Genomic DNA, 18478 nt, shown 5'->3' with positions numbered 1-18478 from the left:
GGGCGTACCCGGCGAGTTACCCGTGTGCTCCCGAAATCAGTATCTACGATCCGAGGCGGAATTGGCTGCCGGACAGCGGATCGACTCAGTGACCGGAGCTGCGCACCCCGAGCAGCACGTCCTCCCACGACGGCATCGGCGCCTTGCCGCGCTTGCTGCGACTCGGCTTGGCCGGAGCCTTGGCCGCGGGCTTCGCGGGCTCCTCGGTGGGGGCGGGCGGCGGGGCGGCGGTGTCCGCGGCGGGGGGCGTCGTCGCGGCCGAGGTGGTAGCGGCAGCCGCGGGGGCCGTGCCTGCGGCCGCGGCGGGTGCCGAGCCGCTGGCCGCCGGGATCGCGGCGGCGCTGCCGCCGACCGCGACGGCCCGCTGCTCGTAGTATTCGTCCAGCGTCGGCTGGCTCTGGCGGCTCGCGGTGCGCGCGGGCGGCGTGGCCGGTTCGGGACGCGGTTCGGCCACCGGCTCCGGCTGCGGCGCAGCCGGTTCGGGCTCGGGCGGCGCGATCGTCGCCAGTCCCCGCAAGGCGCGACCGAAGTCCGGATCGATCAGATCGGAAGCCGGATCGTCGAGCGGGGAGACCGAGCCGCCGTGCGCGTCCGGCTGGTAACGCCAGTGCGCGGCGATCTCGGATCGTCCGTTCTGCCACTGCAACTGGGCGACCCAGTAGCCTTTCTCGTCCTTCCACGCATCCCATTCGGCGCCCTCGATGTTGTGCCCGCGCGCGGTGAACGCTGCGGTGACCACATCGATGAGGGTGTCCACGGCGGGACCGTCGGGGCGCACGGGGTGCGCCTTCTGGGCGAGTTCGGCGGCGCGGGCCCGCTCCAGCAGCACCGGATAGGCGAATCGCTCGACGCGACTGGCCGGCATTCCGGATTCTTCGGTGACCTGTTCTACGGAGGCCCCTGCACGAATACGGGCCTGGATATCGCGGGGACGCATAGTTGCTTCCATTTCGATCTCGATCTGGCCGAATCGGGCAAGGTCTCCGCGCGCGGCGGCTCGCAGTTTGTCGTCGGCGGGCAGCCGGAACTTCTGACCGGACTCGGTGTCGATACACACGATGTGCGTGGAGTCGGGCGTCACCCCGATCACTCGAAGTTCACGCACCGTTACCTCCTTATCGCGTCGACTCGCGACACCGCCCACTTTCCGAAACAGTAGTGCACATCTGAGATTCATGGGGCAGGACACGCGGCACGGAAATCTCTCGGGAGACGTCCGTGCCCCGCTAATCTGCTCTGTTCGCTCGGCTACGCCTAATTCGGCGGCGTGTCGATCCCGGGCGTGTTGCGGCCGTCGGGCCGAAATATCCGGCGCTCAGCCGAGATTCTGCACGACCCAGTCGATGGCGCGGGTCAGCTGGCTGACGTCGTCCGGATCGATCGCCGGGAACATGCCGATGCGCAGCTGGTTGCGGCCCAGCTTGCGGTACGGCTCGGTGTCCACGATGCCGTTGGCGCGCAGGATCTTCGCCACCGCGGCCGCGTCGACCGAATCGGCGAAGTCGATGGTGCCGACCACCTGCGAGCGGTGCGCCGGGTCCGTGACGTACGGGGTGGCGTACTCGCTCGACTCGGCCCAGGAGTACAGCCGCGACGACGAGTCCAGCGTGCGCTTGACCGCCCAGTCCAGGCCGCCGTTGTGGTTGAGCCATTCGATCTGGTCGGCGAACAGCAACAGGGTGCCCAGAGCCGGGGTGTTGTAGGTCTGGTCCTTGGTGCTGTTGTCGATCGCGATCGGCAGCGACAGGAAGTCGGGGGTCCAGCGGCCCGACGCCTTGATCTCGTCGACCCGGGCCAGTGCGGCCGGGCTCATCAGCGCGACCCACAGACCGCCGTCGGAGGCGAAGCACTTCTGCGGCGCGAAGTAATAGACATCGGCGTCGGTGATGGTCACCGGGAGACCGCCCGCGCCCGAGGTGGCGTCGATGGCGATGAGGGCGTGCTCCGAGCCGGCGGGCCGCCGCACCGGGATCGAGACGCCGGTCGAGGTCTCGTTGTGCGCCCAGCCGATCAGGTCCGCCGACGGGTCCGACACCGGCTCCGGCGCGCTGCCGGGATCCGCCGAGACCACGATCGGGTCGCCGATGAACGGATTGCCCTTGGTCACCGCGGCGAACTTCGAGCTGAACTCACCGTTGGTCAGGTGCAGCGAACGCTCCCGGACCAGGCCGAACGCCGCGGCGTCCCAGAACGCGGTGGTGCCGCCGTTGCCGAGCACCACCTCGTAGCCGTCCGGCAGGCCGAACAGCTCGCGCAAGCCGGAGCGCACGCGCGCCACCACGTCCTTGACCGGCTTCTGCCGATGCGAGGTTCCGAACACCGAGGCGCCGACGTTCACCAGCGACTGCAGCTGCTCCGGACGCACCTTGGAGGGGCCGCAACCGAACCGTCCGTCGGCGGGCTTGAGATCGTCGGGAATGGTCGGAAACGCAGAGGTCATGGCGAACAGGGTAGTCGGTGGTGTCGCTGTGGCGACGCCCACACTCCGGCTAACGTAAGCGCCCATGAGCATGCCCTCAGCTAACTCGGGGTGGCGACTGCGCGAGCGAGCCCGGAATTTCCGGCTGCGCGGCGCGACGGTCTCGGACGCGATGCGGCGAGAGTTGTTGATCCGGGGAGAAGCGGGAACCGCAACGATCCTCGGCGTACGTCCGCGGCGCACCGAGCCGGGACACGTGTTCTGGGTCCGGGTGCAGCTGGCGGAACAGTTTCCCTACGAGAGCCGGGTGCGGCAGCGGGTGCCGGAGGCCGACCTGGAGTGGATGCGGGCGGGGGACGTCGTGTCCTGCCGGGTGGATCCGCGCGACCGCGACCGCGTCGTGCTGTACGTGCCCGACCTGGCGGAATCCGGCCGGGCGGGCATCGCCAAGATCCTCGCCGACGGCCGCCGCGCCGACGCCACCGTGCTCGCCGCCGCGCCGGTCGCGGCGGGTTACTCCGGTCGTGACGACCCGGTGCTGCGCCTGGACCTGGAACTGCGCGCGTGGGACGAAGCGCGGCCGTGGCGGGTGCGGCTGGTCCAGCCGGTGCCGCTGCACGCCATCGGCCTGGTCGACCTGGGCCGCCATCTGGAGGTCGCCTTCTTCGAAGTCGACCGCGGCGAAACGGTCGCCGTCGACTGGGTCGCGTCGCTCGAGGAGTGAACTACCGGCGAACGCGGCCGGGCGCTCACAGGTGCACGAAGGTGAAACCCATGGCGCGGATCTTCGGCAGCGCCGCGGTCACGCCCCCCGCGGTCCCGGACTGCGGCCGGTGCATATGGGCCGGGGAATGGCGCCGGGGGCGGCGGCATTCATCGCCGTTCGCACTCGGGTGGCCGACGCGGTCGCGCCGAAATCGGCGTTGAACGTGAAACCGACCGGAATCTCGCCCAATTCGGTGACGATAGACACGGCGACGCCGTGGTAATGCGCGGTGCCCGCGCGGAAGAATCGCGGCGGCCTACCCGTCAGCGTGGTCAGCAACTCGTGGTTCATTCATATTTTCCTCGGCGGCCTCCCCGCGCCGAACCGGTCCCGGCGATGCCGTGGCTTCGCGGCCGTTCAGCGACAGCGGTTATGTGCCACCCGTGATCGGCCAGTTCGAACAGGGATTCGCCGCAAGCTGTGCGGTGCGCGCCATCGACTCAGCGCTTGTTCAGCAGCAGCGTCGCGGGAATCCGTTCCGCGATCGGGAAGTTCACCAGCGACGCGTCGATGTCGTAGCTGCCCGCGCCGCCGCGGGCGTCGAAAGTGAGCGCCATCTGTTTTCGGCGGCCGGGAAAGTGCTCGTTGTTCCCGGCATCTCGACGCCCCACTGCTGCGGCCGGATCTCGGCGTGCCTGGTCGCGACGGCGGACGGCGCTCCTGCGGCGGGGGCCGCCGAGACCGGAGCGACCCGTGCCCCCTTTGGTGGCGCCGGGCGCGGCCGACGCGCGCGGGGCAACATCTCCCGCCGTCACGTCCGGCTCGTGGGTGTGGGGCCGTGATGGGTTAGGTGTGCGCGATCGTCGCCCAGCCCTCGACCTCTTCGGGTGTGCGGGGCCCGGGGCCGGTGTAGATGGCAGCGGGGCGGACCAGCTTGCCCAACTGCTTCTGCTCCAGGATGTGTGCGCACCAGCCCGCGGTGCGGCCGCAGGTGAACATGGCGGGCATCATGTGCGCGGGCACCTCGGCGAAGTCCAGGATCACCGCGGCCCAGAACTCCACGTTGGTTTCGATGGCGCGATCCGGACGGCGCTCGCGCAGTTCCGCCAGAGCGGCCTGTTCCAGTGCGGCGGCGACCTCGTAGCGCGGCGCGGCCAGCCGCTTCGCGGTGGCGCGCAGGACGCGGGCACGCGGGTCCTCGGCCCGGTAGACCCGATGCCCGAAGCCCATGAGCTTCTCCTTGCGGTCCAGGATCCCCTTGACCAGGGCCCGTGCGTCGCCGGTCCGCTCGACATCCTCGATCATCGGCAGCACGCGCGCGGGCGCGCCGCCGTGCAGCGGACCCGACATGGCGCCGATCGCGCCGGACAGCGCGGCCGCGACGTCGGCGCCGGTCGAGGCGATCACCCGGGCGGTGAAGGTGGAGGCGTTCATGCCGTGCTCGGCGGCGGAGACCCAGTAGGCGTCGATGGCCTCGGTGTGGCGCGGGTCCGGGTCACCCTTCCACCGAGTCATGAAGCGCTCGGTGACCGTGGTGCACTCGTCGATCTTCTTCTGCGGGACCGCGGGCTGGTAGATGCCGCGCGCCGACTGCGCGACGTAGGACAGCGCCATCACCGAGGCGCGGGCGAGGTTCTCGCGCGCGGTCTCGTCATCGATGTCCAGCAGCGGCTGGTAGCCCCAGATCGGCGCGAGCATGGCCAGCCCGGCCTGCACGTCGACGCGCACGTCACCGGTGTGCACGGGCAGCGGGAACGGCTCGGCGGGCGGCAGGCCACGCCCGAACGATCCGTCGACCAGCAGCGCCCACACGTCACCGAAGGTCACCCTGCCCTCGACGAGGTGCTCGATGTCGACGCCGCGGTAGCGCAGCGCGCCGCCGTCCTTGTCGGGTTCGGCGATGTCGGTGGTGAATGCCACCACGCCCTCGAGGCCGCTGACGAAATCGCTGGGAACGGTGGCCTGCCCACCGGAAACCGCGGGGCTGGTAGTCATGTCACGACTCTCCTTGCACTTGGGTCGCACGTTCTCGCCGATGGGAAGGTGTCGGATTTGACGAGTACATGCCGATCATCAAAACCTTAGCTCCCTGCTACTGCGGAGTAACGTCTGGCCCATGCGTGACCTGGACAATTCATCGGATCTGGCGGCCATGCGGGTCGACTACGGCGGCCTTCCGCACGGCGGCAACGACGACGTCGACTTGGACGAGACCTGGCTCGCCGGGGGCTGGGAGCCGCTGCTGCGGCATTGGATCGAACAGGCCACCGCGGTGGGCATCGCCGAACCCAACGCCATGGTGCTGGCCACGGTCTCGCTGGCCGACGGCACGCCGCGGCCCGTCGCGCGGACCGTGCTGTGTAAAGGGCTCTCCCCGGAGGGCGTGATCTTCTACACGAATTACGACTCGGCCAAAGGCGCCCAGCTCACCGCCGTCCCGTACGCGGCGGTCACCTTCGTCTGGCCCGCGCTGGGCCGGCAGGTGCACCTGCGCGGCGCGGTCGAGCGGGTCCCCGCCGAGACCACGGCGGCGTACTGGCGTTCCCGGCCGCGGGACTCGCAACTGGGCGCCTGGGCCTCGCGCCAGTCCCAGCCGATCGGGTCGCGGGCCGAACTGGATCGCACGCTGGCCGAGGCGACCGCGCGGTTCGCCGACGTCGACGAGATCCCGGTCCCGCCGCACTGGGGCGGATTCCTGGTCCGCCCCGACGAGGTCGAGTTCTGGCAGGGCAGGCGCGGCAGGTTGCACAACCGCATCCGGGTGCGGATCGAGGGCGCGACGACCACCGTCGAGCGCCTGCAACCCTGACGTATTCCCGGCGCCCGGCGTGAGAATTCTCGCGCCGTACCGGGCCGGGGGACTGATTACGCTGCGGCGGTGAAACTGCTCGCCGACACCACTCCGTTGCGCAATCCGGACTATCGACGCCTCTGGAGTTCGGGCATCGTCACCATGATCGGCGCGCAACTGTCCGTCGTCGCGGTGCCGCAGCAGATCTTCCAGATCACCGGCAGCTCCGGCTACGTGGGGCTGGCCGGGCTGTTCGGCCTGGTGCCGCTGATCGTGTTCGGCCTGTGGGGCGGCGCGCTCGCCGACGTGCTGGACCGGCGCAAGCTCCTGCTGATCACCAATTCGGGCACCGGGCTCACGGCGCTGGCCTTCTGGCTGCAAGCGGCGGCCGGGGTGGACAACGTGTGGATCGTGCTCGGGCTGTTCGCCGTGCAGCAGGCGTTCTTCGCGGTGAACCAGCCCACCCGTAGCGCCACCATCCCGCGGTTGCTCCCGGAAGGCCAACTCGCCGCGGCCAATTCGCTGAACATGACGGTGATGCAGTTCGGCGCCATCGCCGGGCCGGTGCTGGCGGGTGCGCTCATCCCCGTCGTCGGGCTCGCCATGCTCTATCTGATCGACGCCGTCGCGCTGCTGGCCACCCTGTGGGCAGTGTGGCGGTTGCCCGCGCTGCCGCCCACCGGCACGGTGCGCCGGGCCGGATTCCGCACCGTGCTGGACGGTTTCGGCTATCTCGCCACCCAGCGGGTGCTGCTCGCGTCGTTCGCGGTGGACGTGATCGCCATGGTGTTCGGCATGCCGCGCGCGCTGTTTCCGCAGATCGCGCACGAGACCTTCGGCGACCCGGCCACCGGCGGCGTCGCGCTGGGCTTGCTGTTCGCCTCGATGTCGGCGGGCGCCGTGCTCGGCGGGGTGTTCTCCGGCTGGATTCCGCGTATCCGCAGGCAGGGCCTGGCCGTGCTGGTCTGCATCGCCCTGTGGGGGCTGGCCATGGTCGGCTTCGGCCTCGCGGTGGGCCTCACCGGGCACGGCCTGAGCCTCGGCGCCGGACTGTGGATCGCCCTGCTGTGCTCTGCTTTCGGCGGCGCGGTGGACATGGTCTCGGCCGCGTTGCGAGTCACCATGCTGCAGACGGTGGCCACCGACGATCTGCGCGGCCGGCTGCAAGGGGTGTTCACCGTGGTGGTCGCGGGTGGCCCGCGCATCGGTGATGTTGCACACGGTTTCGCGGCGGCGAGCCTGGGTACCGCTGTAGCCGCGGCGGGCGGCGGCGCGCTCGTGGTGGCCGGCGTGGTGCTCGCGGCGGTCGCGTTTCCGGCGTTCACGCGTTACCGTGTCGCTCGCGCTCATGCCGAAATCGCCGTGTGACGTGCGCAGCGAACACCTGGCGACCGCGTTCCGCCGTGGCCGTGGGACCTCACCGCGCCGGGACGTGTTTGTGAGCCGCCGCAGGACTACCCTCCGGTATTGTCCGCGTCGGCCAACGGCTAGCGTTGAGGCAAGCGCATCGTGCGCCACCGCGCCGGTGCCTGTGGTTCTAGCCTGAGAGGGATCCTTCCGTGCCCGCTGAGAACATCATCAACGTCGACGACGACGCCAAGCCGGTTCTTTCCTACCCCGGCGGCGAGTTCCCGATGACGGTCACCAGGGCCGCCGAGGGCAACGACGGGATCGAGCTGGGAAAGCTGCTGGCCAGCACCGGGTACGTGACGTACGACCCGGGCTTCATGAACACCGCCCCGACCAAGTCGGCGATCACCTACATCGACGGTGAGGCGGGCATCCTGCGCTACCGCGGGTACCCCATCGACCAGCTCGCCGCCGCCTCCACCTTCATCGAGGTCAGCTACCTGCTGATCTACGGCGAGCTGCCGACCCAGGCCCAGCTCGAGGACTTCACCGATCGCATCCGCAGGCACACGCTGCTGCACGAGGACCTGAAGCGGTTCTTCGACGGCTTCCCGCGCAACGCGCACCCCATGCCGGTGCTGTCCTCGGCGGTGAACGCGCTGTCGGCCTACTACCAGGACTCGCTCGACCCGCGCGATCCCGAACAGGTCGAACTGTCCACCATCCGGCTACTGGCCAAGCTGCCCACCATCGCGGCCTACTCGTACAAGAAGTCGGTCGGCCAGCCGTTCCTCTACCCGGACAACTCGCTGAGCCTGGTGGAGAACTTCCTGCGGATGACCTTCGGCTTCCCGGCCGAGCCCTACGAGGTGGACCCCGAGGTCGCCGCGGCGCTGGACATGCTGCTCATCCTGCACGCCGACCACGAGCAGAACTGCTCCACCTCCACCGTGCGCCTGGTCGGCTCGTCCGACGCCAACCTGTTCACCTCGGTGTCCGGCGGCATCAACGCGCTGTGGGGCCCGCTGCACGGCGGCGCGAACCAGGCCGTGCTGGAGATGCTCGACGGCATCAAGGCCAGTGGCAGCGACGTCAAGGAGTTCATCCGCAAGGTCAAGAACAAGGAAGACGGGGTGAAGCTCATGGGCTTCGGCCACCGCGTCTACCGCAACTACGACCCGCGCGCCTCGATCGCCAAGAAGCACGCCGACGCCATCCTGAGCAAGCTCGGCGGCCACGACGAGCTGTTCGACATCGCCCAGGCGCTGGAAGAGGCCGCGCTCACCGACGACTATTTCATCGAGCGCCGCCTGTACCCGAACGTCGACTTCTACACCGGCGTCATCTACAAGGCGATGGGCTTCCCGACCCGCATGTTCACCGTGTTGTTCGCGATGGGCCGGCTCCCCGGCTGGATCGCGCACTGGCGCGAGATGCACAGCGAACCGCTGAAGATCGGCCGTCCCCGGCAGATCTACACCGGCTACGGCGCTCGCGATTACCGCGAGATCAACAATCGTTGACGAAACCCATCCATCACCTATCGAAGGGGATAGCCGCATGACCAAACCGGAGATCGAGTTCCAGGCAGGGCCCGCGCCCACCGAGCTGGTGATCAAGGACATCATCGAAGGCTCGGGCAAGGAAGCGGTGCCCGGCGGCACCGTGGAAGTGCACTACGTGGGCGTCGAATTCGAATCCGGCGAAGAGTTCGACTCGTCGTGGAACCGCGGCGAGTCCATCACCTTCCCGTTGCGCGGCCTGATCCAGGGCTGGCAGGACGGCATCCCCGGGATGAAGGTCGGCGGTCGTCGTCAGCTGACCATCCCGCCGGAGCTGGCCTACGGTGGTGCGGGCGGCGGTCACCCGCTGTCCGGCAAGACGCTGGTCTTCGTGATCGACCTGCTCAACGCCAACTAGTTCGGCGGCGCCTGCGGCGCCGCGTGTTCGCGGCCCCCATGCGGCTCGCGAACGGCGGATGCTCGGTCTCGCTTCGCTCAACAGACGTGGTCGAGGTGAGCTGGGTACGTCGGCATAACAGTCGCGGATGAAGTGCGCGTGGTTGCACGGAGTCGGCGGTGGGGCCGATCGGTATCCCGAGAGCCTTCGTTGGCCGTGCGCCTGAAGATGTATGGCCCGTCTTCTGTAAAGGAAGACGGGCCATCGTCGTCTCTACTTCCTGACGATCTCGACCGGATCGGTGAGCGCCGTTGCCAGTGCGGATTGCTGGGTGCTGCTGCGCTGGGGCAGGGCGGCGACCGCCTTGTCGGTTTGGGCACTCAGGTTGTGCACGATGTTCTGCAACTGGTTCACACCGCCGGTGAGCTGGCCGATGGCGCCGACCAGTTGGGCGCCGCCCTGTTCGGCGAGCGCGGGGAGGCCCTCGGCGAGCTTCGCGCCCTCGGACAACTGCGCGCTCGCGCCGGTCAGGCGGTCGACAACGGTGCGCAGCAGCGTGCCGAGATCGGTGTCGGGATCGACCGCGCCGCCGACGAGCGAGCCGAGGCCGGTCAGCTGGGCGCCCGCCTGCGCGGACACACTGCGCAGCGCGTCCAGTTTGCCGATGATGTCGGCGAGTGCGGGATCGTTCGCGAACGGCAGCGCGCGCAGCAGCGGCAGGATCTGATCGAGTCCGCCGCTCACCGTGTTCGCCGTGCGCTCCACCTGCGCGATGGTGATGCCGGTCGAATCGAGGGCCGCGGCCAGTTGGCCGGCTTGCGCGGCCGCTCCGTCGACGGTGGAGTTCAGCAGCGCGATGGCCGAAGTGAGCTGCGCCGATCCGGATTTCGCGAACTCGAGGAAGCCGAGCAGCTGGTCGGCGCCCGCGCTGAACTGGTCGGCTCCCGCGGCGGCCGCCTCGACGCCCGCGCTGAGCAGCTGGGCGGTGAACTGCACTTGTGACATCTGTGACCGGGCCTGCGCGACGGCGGTGAGCGCCGCGTCGACACCGACCGCGCCGATCCGATGCGTCACCTCGGTCACCGCGCCGTGCACCAGGTCGGCGTCGGCGTGTTCGTGGGTCTCCACGGTGACCTCGGCCCGCTTCGGCTCCGGCCCGGCCAGGGTGCCCATCGACGCGGTGAGGTCGGCGGGCAGCGTGATGACCGCGGCGTAGTCGTCGGTGCTCGCCTCGCCCGGCGCGGCGGCGGTCCATTCGTAGCCACCCGCCTCCTGCAGCGCTTCGACCACGCGCGCGCCGATCGGCCCGGTATCGGCATCGACCACCGCGATGCCCGTCGGCCCGCGATCCGTCCCGGTCCACGCGATGATGCCGGCGCCGAGCGCACCAGCCGAGATGAGGGCGACGACGAGAAGGCCCCAGCGGGCGCGTTTTCCGATCACGCCGCAGACCCTAAACGCGAGTTATGGCGCGGCCCTTGGCGTTTCTCTGAGATTTGAGTAAGGGGCCGCGCGCTTCGCCGATCACACGACTCCGGGCAGATCGAGGACCAGCCTGATGCCGCCGAGCGTGCCCGCGTCGAAATACGCGCGGCCGCCGTGTAGTTGGGCTTGCTGGGCCACCAGCGCCAGACCGAGACCGGATCCGCCCTTGCTCGCCTGGCTGCCGCGGAAGAAGCGGTCGAAGACGGCGTCGCGCTCCTCCGGCGGGATGCCGCGTCCGTTGTCGTCGATGGAGATGACGATGCGGCCGCCCGGCCCGCGATGCGCGGTGACCAGGGCCTCGGTGGCTCCGCCGTGTTTGACCGAGTTGGCCAGCGCGTTGTCCACAGCCAGCCGCAGCCCCGCGGGCAGGCCCCGGGTGACCAGTTCGGCGTCGGAATCGATCCGCACGGTGAGGCCGGGGAAATGTCGCATGGCGTCGTGCGCAGCCTGGTCGCACAGGTCGCCGACATCGGTGGCGACGTGGTCGCGCTCGTTGGTCAGATCGCCGGTGGCCAGCCGCTCCAGGGCCGCCAGCGTGCTCTCCACCCGGCCCTGGCTGCGCTGCAGGTCGTCGAGGATCTCGGCTCGCTGCGCCTCGTCCAGGTCGAGGGTGCGCAGCACCTCGAGGTCGGTGCGCATCGCGGTCAGCGGTGTGCGCAGTTCGTGGGCGGACACGGCGGCGAAATCGCGGGCGGTCTCCAAGGCGGCGGCCGTCTGGGCCTGCGCCTGATCCACTCGCTGCAGCATGGTGTTCACCGCGTCGGCCAGTTGCTCGGCCTCGTGCACGCCCGCGCCCTCCACCGGCGTCTGCGGATTGCCCGGATCGGGATAGGCGTTGCGTGCGCCCACCTGGCTGGTCAGCCGGACGATCGGACGCACGGCCGCGCCCGCGAGCAACCAGCCGAGCGCCGCGGCCGCGGCGATGGACAGCAGGGCGCCGCCGAGCACCCACCGTTGCTGCTCGGCGGTGGCCTCGGCGGCGCCCGCGGCGGGGATGCCGAGGGAGACCGTGCGGCCCGCAGGTTGATTCTCGGTGGTGGTCAGAATCCGGTAGGGGGTACCGCTCACCGTGACGGTGCGGGAGCCGGTCGGCAGCGCGGGCAGTTCGGTAGGCGTGCTGGCGACGACCTCGCCGTTGTCCCGGACGGTCACAGCCATGTCGTTGTTCAGCCCGGTCAGGCTGATGATCCGCACCGCGATCTGCGGCTCGAGCAGGACGATCCGCGCCGCGACGGCGAGTTGCTGGTCGGCCTGCTGCAGGTTGTTGCGCTCGATGGCGCGAATACTGATCAAGCTGATCAGCGTCACGATGATGATCGCGCCCGCGGCCGCCGCGCCCGCGACGCGGGTGCGCAGCGAGAACGACCGACGCCGGCGGGTGCGCGGCGGCGAAGCGGGCACGGTCATTTCGGGGCTCGGAGCACGAACCCGACGCCGCGGATCGTGTGCAGCAGCCGGGGTGCGCCGTTTACCTCGAGTTTGCGGCGCAGGTAGCCGACGAAGACGTCCACCACGTTGGTGTCGGCCGCGAAGTCGTAGCCCCACACCAGCTCCAGCAGACGTTCCCGGCTCAGCACCACGCCGACGTTCCTGGCCAGCGTCGACAGCAGCTCGAATTCCCGCTTGGTGAGCTCGATCTCGCGGCCGTTCAGCAGCGCGCGATACCCGGCGACGTCCACTTCGAGCGGCCCGATGGTGACCGCCCCCGGGGTCGCGGGCGCGGGCGTGTCGGACCGTCGGCGCAGCAGCGCCCGGATCCGGGCCACCAGTTCCTTCAGCACGAACGGCTTGACCAGGTAGTCGTCGGCGCCGGACTCCAGGCCGGAGATGCGGTCGTCCACCGACGCGCGGGCGCTGAGCACGCAGATCGGCACCTCGTTGCCCATCGCGCGCAACGCGGTCACCACGCCCGCGCCGTCGAGCACGGGCATGTTCATGTCCAGCACGATGGCGTCGGGCGCGTTCTCCTTGACGCTGCGCAGCGCTTGCGCGCCGTCCCTGGCCACGAGGACTTGGAAGCCGGACAACCGCAGGCCGCGCTCGACCGAGGCGAGCACGTCCTCGTCGTCGTCGACGACGAGGACCGTCGGATTCGAGGTCGAGGTCACGTCATCCATTCTGCTCCCCGCCTCCGGCGAATCTTCGGACCGTACGAATGGGGCACGCGGGACTCGCATTCGGTCCGGCGGTGGCGACTCACCGGGTACCGGATAAACCCGGCGAGTCGCCCATGTCCCGGTGGGATCAGTAGTTGTGGCAGGTCTCGGCCACTACGCGGATGGTGTCGCGCAGCTGCGCGGTCCGCGGGTCGTTCTCCGCCTGCCGTACCGCGTCCGGGTTCTCGTCGATGGCCCGGCGCAGCTCGGCCCGGCGCTGCTCGACCGGCTGGTCGAAGCGGCGCTGCAATTCGGCCTTCTGGCGCGGGTTCGCGTCGAGCATCGCGGCCAGCTGCGGCGCCTTGTCGTGCAGTGCCGCGTCGACCTGGGCGAACGAGCAGTCCGAGGTCAGTAGCGGCTCGGCGTATTCCATCGGGCCCGCGCTAGCGATGGCGGGGCCGAGGAACAACGTGACCGTGGCGATTCCACCTGCTGCGAGAGCGGCGACGGCGGGGCGGCCTACGGAACGTTTCATGATGTGTTGCCTCCAGATCATCGAAGGGTTTCGGGGCGGTCTCGAGGCTATTTCGAACTGCTGGCACCCGCGTGAACATCCTCTGAGGAAACTCTGAGGACGTTGCCGGCGACGCGGAAATTCAGGATGGCACAACTGGATCCACGTGCGGCGTGACCACGTGGTCGGTGTTCTCGTTGTCGTCGTGCGCCGGATCACGCCACTGCGGACGCGCCGAGCGGATCTGCTGCTCCAGCGCAGCGAGCACGCCGGGATCCTCGATGGTGGAGGGGACTTCGAACGTCTCGCCGGAGGTGATCTGCCGGATCGTCTTGCGCAGGATCTTGCCGGACCTGGTCTTCGGCAGCGCCGTCACGACGATGGCGTCGTGCAGCGTGGCGATCGCGCCGACCTGGGTGCGCACCCGCTCGATGAGTTCGTCGCGCAGTCGATCCGGATCGATCTCGACACCGGACTTGAGCACGACGTAAGCCAGCGGTCGGTGCCCCTTGAGTTCGTCGGGCAATCCGATGACGGCGCATTCGGCGACCGCCTCGTGCCCTGCGATGGCCGCCTCGATGCTGCCCGCCGAGAGCCGGTGCCCGGCCATATTGATCACGTCGTCGCTGCGGCCGAGGACATACAGATAGCCGTCCTCGTCGAAGTAGCCGGAGTCGCCGGTGAGGTAGTGGCCGGGATAGGCGGACAGATAGGAGCGCTCGTACCGGGCGTCGTCGCGCCAGAGTCCGGTCAGCGTGCCGGGCGGCAGCGGCAGGCCGATGACGATGTTGCCCTCGGTGTTCGGCGCGACCGCGTTGCCGGAGGAGTCGAGTACGCGTAGTCGGTAGCCCGGCACCGGCACCGAGGCCGAACCCGGTTTGATCGGCAGTTCTTGCAGGCCGAGCGGGTTCGCGCAGATCGGCCACCCCGTTTCGGTCTGCCACCAGTGATCGACGACCGGGCAGTCCGAGCGGCCGGCCAGGAGGGTCTCCTCCGCCCAGGCGTAGGTGGCCGGGTCCAGGCGCTCGCCGGCGCAGAACAGGGCGCGCAGCGAAGAAAGGTCGTGGCGGTGGGCCAGTTCCGCGTCGGGGTCCGCCTTGCGGATGGCGCGCAGCGCGGTCGGTGCGGTGAACAGCACATCGACCTTGTGTTCGGCGACCACCCGCCAGTACGCGCCCGCGTCCGGCGTGCCGATCGGCTTGCCCTCGTACAGCAGCGTGGTCGCGCCGACCAGCAGCGGCGCGTAGACGATGTAGGAGTGCCCGACCACCCAGCCCACGTCGGAGGCGGCCCACATCACCCGGCCCGCGTCGACGTCGTAGATGTTGCGCATCGACCAGGCCAGGGCCACCGCGTGCCCGCCGTTGTCCCGGACCACGCCCTTCGGCTTCCCGGTGGTGCCGGAGGTGTACAGGATGTAGAGCGGATCGGTCGCCGCGACCGAGACCGGATCGGCCGGTGGCGCGTCGCGCACGGCGTCGTCCCAATCCAGCCACTGCGCGGCCACGGTCTGCGTCGAACTCGGCAGGTACTCGGTGGCGGGCTGCGGGGCGGGGAAAGGGATCGTGTCGAACTGCGGCCGCTGCTTGACGATCACCGTGCGGGGAGCCGTGGTCTCGGCGAGATCCAGCGCCTGCAGCACGATGGGCGGGTACTCGATCTTCTTGCCCGGCTCCAGGCCGCCGGACGCAGTGATGATCAGCACCGGCTCCGCGTCATCGATGCGGGCGGCCAGCTCCGGGGCCGCGAAGCCGCCGAAGACCACGGAGTGAACCGCGCCGATGCGGGCGCAGGCCAGCATGGCGATCACCGCTTCGGGGATCATCGGCAGGTAGATCACCACGCGATCGCCCGCGGAGACGCCCAGCCGGACCATCGCCCCGGCGAACCGCGACACTTCGTCGAGCAGTTCGGCGTAGGTGTAGACCACGGCGGCGTCGGTCATAGCCGAGTCGTAGATCAACGCGGGCTGGTCGGCGCGGCTGGGGGCGCCCGGGGCGGTGGGGTATACGTGCCGGTCCAGGGCATTGAACGAGGTGTTGAGGCGAGCTCCGGAGAACCACCTGGCCACCGGGCGGGCGCTGAGGTCGAGGATCTGGGCGGGCGGCACGTCCCAGTCGATCGCTTCGGCCGCGCCGGCCCAGAACTCGGCGGGATCCACCAAGCTGGTTTGGTAGGCCGGTCGGTACTCCTGCCGCACGTTCAACCCCGTGACTCCCTAGCCTCGCCTCGATGCCCGCCTCGATAGATCTGGTTGATTGTGGCAGACTTCACGCGACGCCCGGGTGGGTGCCGCTACCTTTGGTTTTGCCTGGAATCGGCAGGTCAATGCTCGCGACATCACGCCCAGTCACCCAAGAAGTTATTGATCCGTTAGAATCTGATGTCACTTATTTGGGCCGTCGTAGACGCAATTTCTCGGCCAGCCGCAGCTCTCGGCCAGCTCCACCTGTCGAGCCAAGCACGCGATGTGGAGGTTCGGTTGATGGCGCGTGGTAGAGGCCAGTTTGGAAAGTGAGTGGGAGATGCGTGACGCCGCTAGGTCCGGCAGCAGCCGCTGGGCTCTGGGCAACTGGGACCTGCGCTGGAAGGTGACGGCGGTGCTCGCCGTGCCTCTGGCGGTCGCAGTCGGGCTCGGCGTGTCCAGGATCTCGTCGGAGTTCGCGGAGTCGAACCGGCTCGCCGACATCTCGGAGAACGTCGCCGCCATTCCATCGGTCACCGCGCTCAGCGCGCAGACCGCCACCACCGCGGGTTCGCAGATGATCTCGCTGGGGACCAACCAGTCCGTGGTGACCGACCAGAACCTCGCGGACCTGGACAAGGCGATCGCCAACGCCGAGAGGGCGGTCGCCAAGCTCGACGGCGTGCCCGGCGCGCGCGAGGCCATCGACAGCATGCTCACCCAGGCCAAGGGCGTGCGTGCCCAGGGCAAATCGGTCTCCACCGGCCCCCCGGCGGACACGCTCGCGTTGATCGACCGCGTCCGCAACGACAGCGTCCGGATCGTCGAGACCACGGTCGGCCAGGTCAGCGACACCGCGGTGGACGCGGCCAAGCTGCGGCTGGTCGACTCGCTCAACACCCGCGCCACGCTGGTCAGCGAACTCGCCGCCTTCCCCGAGGTGCTGCGCTCCCAGCAGGCCGGCGTCCAGAACTTCCTCATCGCCTCCAACACCGAGCGCGCGCTGCTCAACGTGCTCGCGCACCGCTTCTCCGACGGCGACACCTCCATCGCCGACCTGCGCGCGGGCATCGACACCAGGATCGCGCTGCTCACCAGCCCGCAGTCACAGGCGGGCCAGCTCCCGGTCGGCGACCTGAAGAAGTCGCTGACCGACAGCCTCGCGGTCTACGAGCACGTCGTCGGCAAGGCGACCAAGGACATCGACTCCGCGATGCATTCGCTGGTGACCACCGCCCAGCGCGACGCGTGGACCTACACAGCGGTCGTCATCGCGACCATCCTCGCCGCGCTGCTGCTCGCCGTCTTCGTGGCCCGCTCGATGATCGTGCCGCTGCACCGGCTGCGGTTGGCCGCGCTGCGCGTGGCCGAGAGCGACCTGCCGCACGAGGTCGCCCAGCTCCGTAACGGCGCCTCGCCGGAAGAGGTGCCGCTGGAGCCGATGCCGGTGCGCAGCACCGAGGAGATCGGTCAGCTGGCCCGCGCCGTCGACGACATCCACGGCCAGGCGCTGCGCCTGGCGAGCGACCAGGCGAAGATGCGTTCGCAGGTCAACGACATGTTCGAGACCCTGGCGCGGCGGTCCAAGTCGCTCGTCGACCATCAGCTCACCCTCATCGAGGCGATGGAATACGACGAGAAGGACCCGCGCCTGCTGGAGAACCTCTTCCGGCTGGACCATCTCGCCGCCCGTATGCGCCGTAACGGCGACAACCTGCTGATTCTCGCCGGTACCCGGCAGCGCCGCGCCAAGTCCGCCCCGGTCGAGATCGCCGACGTGCTGCGCGCCGCGATCTCAGAGGTCGAGGACTACGAGCGCGTGAAGCTCGGCGCCACGCCGCGCGGCTCGCTGAAGGAACCCGCCGCCTCCGACCTCGCGCATCTGTTCGCCGAGCTGCTGGACAACGCGCTGCGCGCCTCGCCGCCGGAGACCGACGTCAAATTCACCTTCGCGCAGGCGCACGATCAGGGCCTGCTCATCGAGGTGGCCGACCGCGGCATCGGTATGCCGCCCGCCGAGATGGCCGACATCAACCGCCGCTTGGAGCAGACCGCCGAGCCGGGCCCGGACACGGCCCGCCACATGGGTCTGTTCGTGGTCGGCAGGCTGGCCGAGCGGCACGGTCTCACCGTGCGGTTGCGCCCGACCTTCGACACCGCGCGCGATCCCGGCGTGACGGTGACCGTGCACGTGCCGGTCGGACTGATCGTCGCGGGCAAGCCGAGCGCGGGGCAGCCCGTCACCCCGCAGCCTTCGCCGCAGGCCGCAGCTCCACAGCGTCCGTCGGCGCCGTCGTCTATGCAGATGCGGGCCGTCCAGCGGACTCCTGGGGGCAATGTCATGGTCACTGTCGATCCCGGGGTGAGCGGTCCGATTCCGACCGCGAGCGCCAAGCCCACCGGCTCGCCCAGCGGGCCGATCCCCACCGGCCCGGGCGGACTGCCGCAGCGGCAGCCCGGTTCGGCGATGTCGTCGTCGGGTATGCGCTCGGAGGCGCAGCAATCGGCGACGAGCCTGCGGCCCGCGTCGGGTCAGCCTGCCCCGAGTGGTCCGCAGCGGGGCAAGCTGGCCGCGGCCAACCTGCCCAAGCGCACCCTGAGCCCCGGCGGTCCGCCGCCGCGCCAGCCCGGTGGTCTCGCGGAGCAGTCCGGTACCGGCCTGCCGCCGCGTGATCCGAACTCGGGCGAACTGCCGGTTCGTCAGCCCGGGGCCAATGGTGTGCCGCAGCCGAGCACCGGTCTGCCACAGCGTCAGCCCGGCACCAACGGCGCGCCGTCGCGGGACGCGTCCAACGGCCTGCCGCAGCGGGAGTCCGCCTCCGGTGGTCTGCCGCAGCGCGACCCGGCGAGCGGTCTGCCGCCGCGCGAGACCGGTCTGGGTGGTCTGCCGCCGCGTGAGACCGGTTCGACCAGCCTTCCGCAGCGCGAGTCGGGTTCCACCGGCCTACCGCAGCGGCAGCCGGGTGCGAACGGTGTGCCGCAGCGTGAGTCGGCGGCGGGTGGTCTGCCGCAGCGTGAGTCTGCCTCGGGTGG

General features: G+C 69.8%; 15 protein-coding genes. 6 read left to right on the top strand and 9 right to left on the bottom strand.

What is annotated here, in order from left to right; genetic code table 11:
* Nucleotides 1–85: 85 nt before the first annotated feature.
* Together sepH and serC are read right to left on the bottom strand one after the other, a co-directional pair.
* Nucleotides 86–1105, bottom strand: a complete 1020-nt coding sequence (sepH, locus tag NNI01S_RS26850) for a septation protein SepH (protein WP_063023167.1) — start codon at nucleotides 1103–1105, stop codon at nucleotides 86–88.
* 210 nt (nucleotides 1106–1315) lie between these two features.
* Nucleotides 1316–2440, bottom strand: coding sequence for a phosphoserine transaminase (gene serC, locus NNI01S_RS26845; protein ID WP_063023165.1), 1125 nt, complete (start codon nucleotides 2438–2440; stop codon nucleotides 1316–1318).
* 64 nt (nucleotides 2441–2504) lie between these two features.
* Here serC and NNI01S_RS26840 point away from each other — a divergent pair, with 64 nt between their 5' ends.
* Nucleotides 2505–3143: a hypothetical protein gene (locus NNI01S_RS26840; RefSeq protein ID WP_063023163.1), complete on the top strand. Its 639-nt coding sequence runs from the start codon at nucleotides 2505–2507 to the stop codon at nucleotides 3141–3143.
* 78 nt (nucleotides 3144–3221) lie between these two features.
* On the opposite strand, the gene NNI01S_RS35615 is transcribed toward NNI01S_RS26840, so the two are convergent.
* Together NNI01S_RS35615 and NNI01S_RS26830 are read right to left on the bottom strand one after the other, a co-directional pair.
* Nucleotides 3222–3476 (bottom strand): polysaccharide deacetylase family protein, encoded by a 255-nt coding sequence (locus tag NNI01S_RS35615; RefSeq protein ID WP_063023161.1) that lies wholly within the window; start codon nucleotides 3474–3476, stop codon nucleotides 3222–3224.
* 495 nt (nucleotides 3477–3971) lie between these two features.
* Entirely contained in the window at nucleotides 3972–5120 is a 1149-nt protein-coding gene (locus NNI01S_RS26830) for a citrate synthase 2 (RefSeq protein WP_063023159.1), read from the bottom strand.
* A 121-nt stretch (nucleotides 5121–5241) separates the two neighbouring features.
* Between NNI01S_RS26830 and pdxH the strand changes: the two genes are divergently transcribed.
* The 4 genes from pdxH to NNI01S_RS26810 all read left to right on the top strand — a co-directional run bounded on the left by pdxH (nucleotide 5242) and on the right by NNI01S_RS26810 (nucleotide 9186).
* Entirely contained in the window at nucleotides 5242–5934 is a 693-nt protein-coding gene (pdxH, locus tag NNI01S_RS26825; RefSeq protein ID WP_063023157.1) for a pyridoxamine 5'-phosphate oxidase, read from the top strand.
* A gap of 69 nt (nucleotides 5935–6003) precedes the next feature.
* A complete protein-coding gene (locus tag NNI01S_RS26820) occupies nucleotides 6004–7284 on the top strand; it encodes an MFS transporter (protein WP_063023155.1) in 1281 nt (426 codons plus the stop codon).
* Nucleotides 7285–7475: 191 nt separating this feature from the next.
* Nucleotides 7476–8789, top strand: a complete 1314-nt coding sequence (locus NNI01S_RS26815) for a citrate synthase (protein WP_083880375.1) — start codon at nucleotides 7476–7478, stop codon at nucleotides 8787–8789.
* Nucleotides 8790–8826: 37 nt separating this feature from the next.
* Nucleotides 8827–9186: an FKBP-type peptidyl-prolyl cis-trans isomerase gene (locus NNI01S_RS26810; RefSeq protein WP_039795159.1), complete on the top strand. Its 360-nt coding sequence runs from the start codon at nucleotides 8827–8829 to the stop codon at nucleotides 9184–9186.
* 252 nt (nucleotides 9187–9438) lie between these two features.
* Here NNI01S_RS26810 and NNI01S_RS26805 read toward each other — a convergent pair whose 3' ends face one another.
* The 5 genes from NNI01S_RS26805 to NNI01S_RS26785 all read right to left on the bottom strand — a co-directional run bounded on the left by NNI01S_RS26805 (nucleotide 9439) and on the right by NNI01S_RS26785 (nucleotide 15466).
* Nucleotides 9439–10608 (bottom strand): YhgE/Pip domain-containing protein, encoded by a 1170-nt coding sequence (locus tag NNI01S_RS26805; RefSeq protein ID WP_063023153.1) that lies wholly within the window; start codon nucleotides 10606–10608, stop codon nucleotides 9439–9441.
* Nucleotides 10609–10689: 81 nt separating this feature from the next.
* Nucleotides 10690–12057, bottom strand: coding sequence for a sensor histidine kinase (locus NNI01S_RS26800; protein ID WP_084489339.1), 1368 nt, complete (start codon nucleotides 12055–12057; stop codon nucleotides 10690–10692).
* Nucleotides 12054–12767 carry a response regulator transcription factor gene (locus NNI01S_RS26795; RefSeq protein WP_063023151.1) on the bottom strand — a complete coding sequence of 238 codons (714 nt, stop codon included), beginning with the start codon at nucleotides 12765–12767 and terminating at the stop codon, nucleotides 12054–12056. Before NNI01S_RS26795 ends, NNI01S_RS26800 begins: the two co-directional genes overlap by 4 nt.
* Nucleotides 12768–12894: 127 nt before the next feature.
* Entirely contained in the window at nucleotides 12895–13281 is a 387-nt protein-coding gene (locus NNI01S_RS26790; protein WP_063023352.1) for a hemophore-related protein, read from the bottom strand.
* Nucleotides 13282–13402: 121 nt separating this feature from the next.
* The gene (locus tag NNI01S_RS26785; RefSeq protein ID WP_084489338.1) at nucleotides 13403–15466 is read right to left on the bottom strand and encodes an AMP-binding protein; all 2064 of its coding nucleotides are present in this window, start codon (nucleotides 15464–15466) and stop codon (nucleotides 13403–13405) included.
* A 319-nt stretch (nucleotides 15467–15785) separates the two neighbouring features.
* Between NNI01S_RS26785 and NNI01S_RS26780 the strand changes: the two genes are divergently transcribed.
* Nucleotides 15786–18478: sensor histidine kinase (locus NNI01S_RS26780; RefSeq protein ID WP_084489349.1), on the top strand; the 2693-nt coding region annotated here is incomplete at its 3' end.

This window comes from Nocardia niwae NBRC 108934 = DSM 45340, from assembly GCF_001613465.1.
In the GTDB taxonomy this organism is placed as follows: domain Bacteria; phylum Actinomycetota; class Actinomycetes; order Mycobacteriales; family Mycobacteriaceae; genus Nocardia; species Nocardia niwae.
The sequence above is the reverse complement of the archived record's forward strand: the minus strand, read 5'-3'. Positions and strand labels throughout refer to the sequence as shown.